This window comes from Veillonella sp. ACP1, assembly GCF_000286635.1.
GTDB classification, from domain to species: Bacteria; Bacillota; Negativicutes; order Veillonellales; family Veillonellaceae; genus Veillonella; species Veillonella atypica.
Genome location: NZ_ALKL01000019.1, coordinates 105,612 through 116,604, shown reverse-complemented (window position 1 = coordinate 116,604; position 10,993 = coordinate 105,612). Strand labels below are relative to the sequence as shown.

Genomic DNA, 10,993 nt, shown 5'->3' with positions numbered 1-10,993 from the left:
ATTTATTTTTGACATAGAATTACCAGCAACATCACATATTTGCCCAAAGTGTGGAGAAACCACAAAGCATATTAAGGATTACCGCATACGTACTGTAAAGTTTGGAAAAGTACAACGAGGTCCACTAATTGGAAAATACAGACAGCGTCGGTATATTTGTCCGCATTGTGGTCATTCTTTTGCTGAAAGCAATCCATTTGTACGAAAACATATGCAACTAAGTGTAACTAATATTAGAATGCTATTTGATAAACTTACTGAAAGTGTAACCTATACAGCTATTGCTAACGAGTGTGATACATCTATTACTACAGTATTACGTTATTGCTCTATGATCACTATACCTAAGCCCAAGACCTTACCCACTGTGATTGGTATTGATGAGTTTAAAGGAAATGCAGAAGGCTACCAATACCAAGTTAATTTAACTAATCCAGATACACATGAAATATTAGATATTTTACCGAAACGTGATACGCAAGCATTAATCCACTATTTTGCATCATTTAAACATAAGGATCGCCTACAAGTTAAGTTTATTGTAATGGATATGTCCATACAATTTAAGCGCATCATGGAGGCGCTATTTCCACATGCGCATATTATCTGTGATCGATACCATGTATGTCGACTTGTAGATTGGGCGGTAGAGCGAGTTAGAAAGCGTGAGCAACATAAACTGGCTGCTTATTCACGTATGTTAAAACAGAATCGACGTGTACTAATGAAGCATCCAGACCATTTAACGGAAGCCGAACATATTAAACTATGTGAAATACTCAGAATATCTGATGATTTACGAAAAGCATATGCTTTAAAACTTTCTTTTAGAAAAATCTTTTCAATCTATGGTAAACAAAGAATAGCTGCACATTTAACGCATTGGTTGAAATTAGTAAAAGCATCTGGCTTAAATGAATTTAATAACTTCTTTACATCATTTCCTGCATGGATGACGCAATTAACTAATGCATTCTTACTTCCATATTCTAATGGATACACAGAAGGAACTAACAACAAAATTAAAGTATTAAAACGGATAAGCTATGGACTTCGCCACTTTGGTAGATTTAGAGTACGTATTCTACTTTTGAGCAAAAAGAATGGCACCAACCATAACTATGATTGGTGCCAAAGAAGACTCGTAGTGTGAATACCCCAACATTTGACAGAGAGCCACAAAAAATCCCTAGTGAAAAGCCACTAGGGATTAATAGTCTTGTAAAATTAAGCTTCTACAGGGTATACGCTAACTTTACGGTTATAACGACCAGCACGTTCAAATGCTACTTTACCAGGCACAAGTGCGAATAAAGTGTCATCTTTACCGATACCTACGTTAGTACCAGGGTGGAAGTGAGTACCACGTTGACGAACGATGATGTTACCGCTCTTTACGATGGAACCATCATGGCATTTAACACCAAGACGTTTAGATTCACTATCACGACCATTACGAGTACTGGACACACCTTTTTTATGTGCGAACAATTGCAAATCAAAAGTAAACATGAAGTTCACCTCCTATATTTCGTGTATTTGGACAAACTCTGGATATTGTTTACTAATTTCTTCTAGTCCGAGAAGCATAGTATTTAATATATCCTGACCGCTCTGGGTTATTTTACCAGAGAGGACCATATCACATTGGCCTTCACTATTAGAAAACTCACCGTTTTGCTTAGCAATTTTGGTAAGTCCTAACATAGCTGTAGCAGACAGTACAGATACTGCTGCACACACTATATCATAGCCATGTTCATCATATCCTGCATGACCGGACATATGACAACCAATAACTTGATTATCCTTATCCCGTTGGATTCCAATGGAAACCATAATTAAGCTTGGATAGATTCAATACGAACTTTTGTGAACGGTTGACGATGGCCTTGACGACGACGGTAGTTGGATTTAGCTTTGTATTTGAATACTAAAACTTTTTTACCTTTACCATGTTCAAGAACTGTACCTGTAACTTTTGCACCGTTTACAAGAGGAGCGCCAACTTTAACGTCGCCGTCATTCACTACAGTCAAAACTTCTTCGAATGTTACGGAATCGTTAGCAGCTGCTTCCAATTTTTCGATAGTAATTACATCGCCTTCAGCAACGCGATATTGTTTACCACCAGTTTTAATAATTGCGTACATGAGAACACCTCCTTGTTATCGAACTCGCTGAATTCGGTATCCCGACCCGAACATCGGTCGGGCGTTTAAACCTGCTTCACGCGGATTGCAAAGTTCAGTAAACCGAACTAATACTGATATAGTATATCGTATTTACATCTTCATGTCAAACACAAATCGGTAGAATCCGCTCAGTTTCTGACACTTTCATATATATACAGCCTTTAAAATTCTCCGATGATCCCTAGGTGTTGCAAGAGTATCTTAGTACCGATGAGGATTAGGACACCGCCACCGAGTATGTCTGCATATTTTCCTACAAATTGGCCCATAAATTTACCCAAATATATACCAATTAAGGATATGCCAAAGGTAATGACACCAATCATGGTCGATGCCTCCCATACATTGATAGGTAAAAAAGCAAAGGTTAAACCTACAGCCATCGCATCAAGGCTCGTTGCTACAGAGAGCATAAACATTTCCCAAGCACCTAAGAATTGCTTATCATCATCTTCGTCATCGTCATCACTAAGACCTTCACGAATCATAGCAACCCCAAGGTACCCTAATAGGCCGAAGATAATCCAGTGATCCCACTCGGAGATAACATCGATAAACTGACGACCAATGAGCCATCCAATAACGGGCATAAGGAACTGAAATAGACCAAATAAAAAGGCTAAGGTAACCTTTCGGCCATTTTCACCTACAGGCATAGTCAACCCTTTGCCAATAGAAACGCCAAAGGCATCCATCGCAAGGCCAATACTAATTAATATAATTTCAAAAACAGACACGATACTCACCTATCAACATACTACTTACTTATTCTGCTACAGCCATCAAGGAATACCCTTCCCGGCTGATTTGTGGATTGACTACGATTGATATACTGCGACCAATTGAGGCCCCCAAATCGTCGAGCACAGATTTTGTTAAGTATTGTGCTACCTCCGGATGAACCTCAATTTCTAAATTGGATTTAATGCGACCTGACTTAAAGAGTTCACGAATACGCCGTACAATCTGCATATATACAGTTCGACCAGACAACATATATCCGGTGCCGCCACATTGTGGACATGTATCAAACATCAAGGTTTGCAAACCTTGACGTGCACGTTTTCGCGTCATCTCCACGAGCCCTAGCGAACTGATACCGCAGACAACGGTTTTCATCTTATCTAATTTAGCTTGTGCACTCAACAGTTTTAACAATTCTTGTTGATGCTCTTTATCCTTCATATCAATAAAATCGACGACGATAATACCGCCAATATCGCGCAAGCGCAGTTGTCGACAGATTTCTTTGGCCGCCTCTTTATTAACTGTGAAAGCTAAATCTTCTAGCTTATTGGATTTGCCAGTATAGTGAGCCGAGTTTACATCAAATACGGTAAGGGCTTCCGTATGATCGATGCGAATAGATCCACCAGAAGGAAGATTAATATCGCGGGAGATAAGATCCTCTAATTGCGGTTCAATGTGGTTCGCTTTAAATATAGGCGTACTATCTCGGTGACGTGTTACTTTGATTTGTTGCGATGTAGGTCCGTGGCCTAATAAATCTAGCAATCGAGATTCGCCCATATCGGAATCGACGATAATTTCTTCTACATTGCGATGCGCATAATCGCGCACAAGGCGGAACCAAAAATCCGCATCACTGTAAAGGTCTGTACCGCTCTTAGCCACCTTAAAACGCTTTAACACATGTTGCCATGTACGCCACAAGTAGTCCATATCGCGAGCGATTTCATCGGCACTGGCCTTAGCTGCAGCCGTACGGATAATGAATCCACAACCTTCTTTTACATAAGGCGCCGCCAACTCTTGTAATTTAGCACGTACAGATTCATCGGTAATCTTTTTAGAAATATGCATGCCTTCAGAATATGGTAGTAATACCATAAATCGGCCCGCTAGGCTTACGTCTGCTGTAACGCGTGCCCCCTTGCCAAGCATTTCTTCTTTCACCACTTGAACGAGAATTTGTTGTCCCACAGATAATCGTGGCAATATTTTCTGTTCCTTACCTTGTTGAAGATTCAAATAGGCATTTTGAGAGCCTCCAATATCGACGAAAGCAGCTTGCATTCCATTCAATACATTTTTAACGGTCCCCTTGTACATATGGTTTGCCATGTGAGACTCATCGGTACGTTCCAAAACAAAATCAATTAACTGTTCCTTCTCATCGATAACAGCCATGCGAATTTCTTCGCGCATAACATTGACCAAAATTTTATGCATCCTATCCCTCCCTTCTGTCCAGTTCAACTATATTATATTCAAAATACAAGAAATATAGCCTTAATAATTAATGTCTAATGGAGTAAAACGACCTTCTTCGTTTTCCACCATAATTGCTTTACGGTGAATTTCGTAACCAGAAGTAATAGGCCAATTGTATTGATCCTTACCAAGGTTCCATACTTCACTTGGTTTGATAGTACCTTGTGGATAAATACCAATCCCCATCGTTAATGTCACCATACCATCGTGCATGGACGCTACAATCGGTTCTTTTACGAATTCTTTTACATCTATAATACGCGTCTTTTTAGGGGTAACTTTTTCATAGGAAATTTCAGTAGCCTCATTAAAAGGTTTAAGTAAGGTATTCCAATCCGCATTCTCTTCTGTGACAGGACCTGTTACTTCGTAGATTGCGTAATTGCAGATGGCCATCATTTTCTTGACCTTATCAGGCATGACCTTGCCTCCAAGAGCCTCAAGTCCGCGAGGAGCCACTGCATTTAATCGCGCCATAATAGATTCTAAGCTATCATCTTCCAACACATCCATATCAATATATTCTGCTTCTGCTGTTACACCTAATGCCAAGGCAGAAGAAAAACTGATTTTCATGTGCGGATTAAATCCCTCAGAATAGGCCATCTTAATCTCTGCACGGCGAATCATGCGCTCCACGGCTTGTGCAAAATCGAGATGGGACAAGAATCGTAATTCTTCGCCTTTACGTAAGGCCAAACGTAATTTTTTCAACTCTGCCACCCTCCTTATAATCTACAATAGCCGTATCTAATTCAGGGCATACATTACAACCCTTACATGGTCCACGACGACAATCTGGCGTTAATTTCTCAGCAACAGCCTGTTCCCATTCGCGTTTTAAGAAGGCCTTGCTTACAGTACAATCCAAATGATCCCATGGCAATGGCTCATCAAAGTCGCGCGTACGACGTGCATAATACGCAGGATCAACACCGCAATTTTCAAAAGCCTGTAACCATGTTTCATAGCTAAAGAACTCTGTCCAACCATCAAATTTACAGCCCAATTTCCACGCTTCGACTAATACCTTGGATAATCTACGATCACCACGAGCAAATACAGCCTCCATATAACCGGTATATCCATCGTGATAATGATAAGAGATATTGCGATTATTAATAAGTGATTTTAGATATTTTTGCTTACGATGAATTTCTTCTACATCTTGTTGGCCATACCATTGATATGGAGAATGTGTTTTTGGTACAAAAAACGATACACTAACAGTTACGCTACCATTGCGCTTACCCGTAATATCGCGATGCAAATCGAGTACCTTATACGCTAAATCAGCAATACCCGCTAAATCTTCATCAGTCTCTGTAGGCAATCCCATCATGAAGTATAGCTTTACCGTGTTCCATCCAGATTTAAAAGCATTTGTACAAGCGGCTAACAAATCTTCTTCACTAACACCTTTATTGATAACGTCGCGCATACGTTGAGAACCGGCTTCTGGTGCAAAGGTAAGACCACTCTTACGCACTTGTTGCACCTTCTTAGCAATATCGATAGAGAAGCTGTCAATACGCAATGATGGTAAACTTACACTAACCTGTTTGTCTTTAAACTCTTCCATGAGCATATCTACTAGTTCTGGTAATTTGGAGTAATCAGCAGAACTTAAACTCATCAACGAGATTTCATTGTAACCAGTATTAGCAATCGTTTCTTTTGCAATTTCTAACAATCGTTCTGGTGTTCGTTCACGAACAGGCCGATATAACATACCAGCCTGACAGAAACGACAACCCCGTGTACAACCACGGAATAATTCAAGAACAGCCCGATCATGAACGATATCTAAAAATGGTACTACCGGTTTTGTAGGGAAAAATACATGTTCTACATCTTCGATAATACGTTTTTGAATCGTAGCAGGCACGTCTTCAAAACGTGGTGTAATCGATTTAAAATCGCCTTGTTCCGTATATTCTACATCATATAATGCTGGACAATAGGTGCCAGAAATTTGAGCTGCTTTCCGCAAGAACGCTTCCTTACCACCTGGAAATCCCTTCGCTTTCTCTGCTTTCAAAAGGTCGATAAATTCATCGCCCCACTCTTCAGATTCACCGAGGGACACAATGTCAAAGAAATCCGCAATCGGTTCCACATTATACGCACAAGGTCCACCACATACGAGCAATGGGAAATCCATATCGCGATCCTTTGCATACATAGGTATACCGGCTAAATCTAGCATGTTGAGAATATTGGTAAAACTCATCTCATATTGCAGTGTAAACGCAAGTACATCAAAGTCCTTTATAGGCGTACGGGTTTCTAAAGAGAATAAGGGAATATTGCGTTTTCGCATTTCCTCTTCCATATCGTGCCATGGTGCAAATACACGCTCTGCTACTGCATCTTCACGGCGATTGACTAAGCCATATAGAATCTTGATACCCAAATGGCTCATAGCCACTTCATACACATCGGGAAATCCTAGCGCCATAGTTATATCAACAGTACTGTGATCTTTCACTATACTGTTATATTCACCGCCCGTATAACGAGCTGGTTTTTGGACATGTTGTAACCATGACGTATCTAATTGAATCATACATCCTCCGTCTTTTGTGAAAGACTTCTTTCAAACTCATTCCTAAATTAGAATGATAACTAAAAAATATATTTTTTACGCTGCATTGATATATTTAATAAAATACCAACACTTATCATGTTTGTAGTCAACGCACTAACACCATAACTGATGAATGGCAATGGTATGCCTGTAACCGGCATAATCCCCATGGTCATCCCCGCATTGACCAATACCTCGAAGCATAACATGGATCCAATCCCTGTAGCAAGTAACATACCGAAGCGGTCATTACATGAATATGCTACCTTTATGCTTCGATAAATAAGCATAAATAAAAGAATTAATACAAAGATACAGCCTATAAAGCCTAGTTCTTCACCTATAACAGAAAAAATAAAATCTGTGTGATTTTCAGGCAAAAAGTTTAGCTGACTTTGTGTGCCATTAAATAATCCTTTACCAAATATAGTGCCTGAACCAATAGCAATTTTAGACTGAATGATATGATATCCAGAACCAAATGGGTCGATATCAGGATTCATAAATACGAGAATCCGCTGCTTTTGATAGTCTTTCAACACAAACCAAGCCAACGGCATTAGTAAAACGCCTACCGTAGCGATAATACGAACTAAGCGCAATCGTATGCCAGAAACAAAGAGCATACCCACAAAAATCGCTATATAAACGAGGGACGTTCCCAAGTCTGGTTGCATGAATACTAGCAAAATAGGTATGCCTACATATAAGATAGGCACAACAAGAGATTTAAAGGTATCTAATTTATTGTAACGAGACTCTAACATCTTTGCCATACAGATAATCATCAGTAATTTAGAAAACTCTGATGGCTGCAGCGTAATAGGCCCTAACTGGATCCAACGCTGTGCTCCTAAGGCAGATGTCCCTACAAAGATTACGGCTAACAACAACATAATCGTTACTATATATATGCCGTTAGCCCAATCTTTTAATTTATGATAATCCATAAATTGAATACCAATCACAAGGGCCACATTAATAAGAAAGAAGATGAGTTGCTTCGCTACTAATGTGGAAAAATGAAGTCCTGTTTGATTAATATGGGTGGCACTACCGATGGCAACTACCCCCATGGCAACAAGTAATAGTGTACATATGATGATTGTCCAATCACAATCACGCCAAATTCTTTGTAACATATGGCACCTACTTTATACGAACCCGACGCCACATACTTTCTTTACCAGAAAGAAGTCGATTTCGCGTAGACCAAGAATTTGTATATATTACAGGATTAGTAGAATTATCATTATCAGACTCAACAGGCTGAGCTAATGTGGCCGTCACAGAAGGTTCAGTAACTTTTACAGTCGTCACTTCGTTGAAGCGCTCAATAAGTTCTTGTTCATCCCAAGCATCTCCAGAGGTTATGTACTCTACTACAGGAGCTAGCATATGGCGATATGCCTTTGGCATATCTTGAATGAGTACACCATCCTGTGTATTATCTAATATTTGCGTGTCATAAGGTAATATAGAGCCCACATATTCAGCACCGAGCGCCTCAAGCATTTCATACATATTCGGCATATCCCGATCCGTACGGACTGCATTAAATACAACGGCATAATCGCGATGGCCATATTCACGACAGAATTGAATGGTACGTGCTGCATTTCGTATAGACACCCACAAAGGTTGAGTAACAATTAGAAACCGCTGTGCTAGCTCTACAATAGATTCCAACCCACGACCGATACCTGCAGGACAATCTACAAGTACATAATCATAAGACTTAGCTAAGTGGCTTACAAGTTTTCGATATTTTTTGCGTCCCATATCTTCCCAGCGCACACTTTGACTAGCTGGCAAAAAATATAGATTATCCTGAACTTTCATGACTACATCATCAGCCATGGATTTATCTTCTAATGCATTATATGCATCAAAACATACCTCATCTTCTTTTCCCAAGATAATATCTAAGTCGCGCAAACCAAAATCGCCATCACAAAGAAGAACTCGATATCCTTGTTCGCTAAGCGCAGCCCCTAAGCAGGCTGTTATCGTCGTTTTACCTACGCCACCTTTACCTGAGATAAGACCGATTATATCCCCCATTGTATATCCTTCCTATTCCTTTACACTTGGCTTAATTTCCTGTGTTTCTTTTTTATTGGTTGTTATTTTTGTATCAGTTGTTTTTGTGTCAGTCGTTTTTGAACTACTAGTAGGCACCTTAAAATAGGCACTCAAAATATCCCGTACAATCGGTCCTGCAGAGCCTGCACCAAAACCACCTTGCTCAACGAGAGCAACGACGACAATTTGAGGCTTATCATATGGTGCATACGCAACAAACCAGCCATGATCTCGGCCATGTGCGTTTTCCGCAGTCCCTGTTTTACCTGCTACAGCAACAGGGAAGCCTTTAAACAATTCACCAGCCGTACCACCTTCGCTAGTTACATCACGAAGACCTTCTCGAATAAGGTCCATAATATTTTTAGGTACTGGAAGTACGCCTAGGTTCTTAGGTCCAAAAATTTCAGCTGGTGTCCCATCGGGATTATCAACACGACTCACCACATATGGTTGGTAACGAGTACCTCCATTCGCCACTTGACTGAGAAGTACAGCCATCTGTAATGGCGTTACCAAATGGAATGATTGCCCAATAGCCGCATCAAAGGTTTCGCCTAAATACCAATCTTGATCAAATACTTTCCGTTTATACTCTGGACTCGCTACATTACCGGCTGCTTCACCAACCAGATTGATACCCGTTTTTTCACCTAAGCCAAAGTAATGAGCATAGGTATCGATGTTTTCAATGCCTAAGCGATTACCCATTTCATAAAAATACACGTTATCAGACTTAGCCAAAGCTCGATTAAAATTCAACCAACCCAATGCTTCGCCTTCTGCATTTCTCTTATCAATGAGCCAGTGTTTCCCACTATCGAAAATCATTTCATCAGGAGTTACCTTTTTCAAGTCTAATGCAGCTGTACCAGTTACAATTTTAAAAGGTGATCCTGGTGGATATTCACCAGCAATGACCTTATTTTCAAAAGGATGACTCTTGTCATTGTTCAATTGATTCCATTGAGTCGATGTAATGCCCTTGGCAAACCAATTAGGATTAAATTCTGGCGCACTTACCATGGCAAGAACCGCGCCAGTATTAGGATCTAATGCAACTACGGCTGCACCCGTTGCACCTGAACTACGCAACTGATCCAATTCCTTTTTAACAGCCTCTTCTGCCGCTTTTTGAATATTCACATCAATAGTAAGATGAATATTTGAACCCGGTACAGTATGCTTGCGATCGACCTCTGCTACAGGTCGACCAGATGCATCAACCTCTAATTGCTTGCCACCGTCAACGCCACGAAGCACTGAATCATATAATTTTTCTAAACCAGCACGGCCTAGGATAGATCCAGCACCAACCGTTGTATTAGGATCTTGTTCCTTAATTTCTGCTAGTTCATCTTCACTTACTTCACCAACATACCCAAATAGCTGAGATCCCATAGTTTCATATGGATAATATCTTAAAGGTTCTACATCGATAGAAACACCAGGCAATTCATGACGATGTTCTTCGATACTAGTCACCACGTCCATGGAGATATCGTTAGCTATACGTATCGGTTCATAACCATGTTTGTGGTCATCTACCTTTTTTTGAATTTCTTCTGGCTTTTTATGTAACAATGCGGCTAGCTTAGCCAATTCATCATCATCTAAAGGTTTGCCATTAGGCATAATAGAAATGGTATAGGCCGGTCTAGAACCGACTAAAATCTGACCATTTCTATCATACATAACCCCACGAGCAGCCGTCATAGGTACAATGCGCAGGCGGTTACCCTCTGCTTTAGCTTGATAATAACCACCCTCTAATATTTGCATAGCAAATAGACGGAGCCCTAGAATAACGAAGATACCCATTACAATATAGAAAAGCACATCAAAACGGCTCGTTTTTTTTCTTTTATATAAACTTTCAAGCACCTAT

General features: G+C 40.1%; 11 protein-coding genes. 1 reads left to right on the top strand and 10 read right to left on the bottom strand.

What is annotated here, in order from left to right; translation table 11 throughout:
- Window positions 1-1,153 (top strand): ISL3 family transposase (locus HMPREF1151_RS07530; protein WP_009661548.1); only part of this gene is annotated, 1,153 nt, incomplete at its 5' end.
- Window positions 1,154-1,227: 74 nt separating this feature from the next.
- Here the strand turns inward: HMPREF1151_RS07530 and rpmA are convergent.
- From rpmA to mrdA, 10 genes are all read right to left on the bottom strand, one after another.
- On the bottom strand, window positions 1,228-1,512 hold the full coding sequence (gene rpmA, locus HMPREF1151_RS07525; protein ID WP_004696430.1) for a 50S ribosomal protein L27: 285 nt from the start codon (window positions 1,510-1,512) through the stop codon (window positions 1,228-1,230).
- 12 nt (window positions 1,513-1,524) lie between these two features.
- Window positions 1,525-1,839, bottom strand: coding sequence for a ribosomal-processing cysteine protease Prp (locus HMPREF1151_RS07520; protein WP_009661560.1), 315 nt, complete (start codon window positions 1,837-1,839; stop codon window positions 1,525-1,527).
- A 2-nt stretch (window positions 1,840-1,841) separates the two neighbouring features.
- Window positions 1,842-2,153 (bottom strand): 50S ribosomal protein L21, encoded by a 312-nt coding sequence (gene rplU / locus HMPREF1151_RS07515; protein WP_005377353.1) that lies wholly within the window; start codon window positions 2,151-2,153, stop codon window positions 1,842-1,844.
- A 203-nt stretch (window positions 2,154-2,356) separates the two neighbouring features.
- The gene (locus tag HMPREF1151_RS07510; RefSeq protein WP_009661593.1) at window positions 2,357-2,932 is read right to left on the bottom strand and encodes a manganese efflux pump MntP family protein; all 576 of its coding nucleotides are present in this window, start codon (window positions 2,930-2,932) and stop codon (window positions 2,357-2,359) included.
- Between the two features lie 28 nt (window positions 2,933-2,960).
- Window positions 2,961-4,388, bottom strand: a complete 1,428-nt coding sequence (locus HMPREF1151_RS07505) for an Rne/Rng family ribonuclease (RefSeq protein WP_009661607.1) — start codon at window positions 4,386-4,388, stop codon at window positions 2,961-2,963.
- 60 nt (window positions 4,389-4,448) lie between these two features.
- Window positions 4,449-5,144 (bottom strand): TIGR03936 family radical SAM-associated protein, encoded by a 696-nt coding sequence (locus tag HMPREF1151_RS07500; protein ID WP_009661592.1) that lies wholly within the window; start codon window positions 5,142-5,144, stop codon window positions 4,449-4,451.
- The gene (locus HMPREF1151_RS07495) at window positions 5,116-6,999 is read right to left on the bottom strand and encodes a TIGR03960 family B12-binding radical SAM protein (protein ID WP_009661590.1); all 1,884 of its coding nucleotides are present in this window, start codon (window positions 6,997-6,999) and stop codon (window positions 5,116-5,118) included. Before HMPREF1151_RS07495 ends, HMPREF1151_RS07500 begins: the two co-directional genes overlap by 29 nt.
- Window positions 7,000-7,058: 59 nt before the next feature.
- Entirely contained in the window at window positions 7,059-8,162 is a 1,104-nt protein-coding gene (rodA, locus tag HMPREF1151_RS07490; RefSeq protein WP_005377365.1) for a rod shape-determining protein RodA, read from the bottom strand.
- A 7-nt stretch (window positions 8,163-8,169) separates the two neighbouring features.
- Window positions 8,170-9,084: a P-loop NTPase gene (locus tag HMPREF1151_RS07485; protein WP_009661591.1), complete on the bottom strand. Its 915-nt coding sequence runs from the start codon at window positions 9,082-9,084 to the stop codon at window positions 8,170-8,172.
- 12 nt (window positions 9,085-9,096) lie between these two features.
- Entirely contained in the window at window positions 9,097-10,989 is a 1,893-nt protein-coding gene (gene mrdA / locus HMPREF1151_RS07480) for a penicillin-binding protein 2 (protein WP_009661570.1), read from the bottom strand.
- Window positions 10,990-10,993 lie beyond the last annotated feature (4 nt).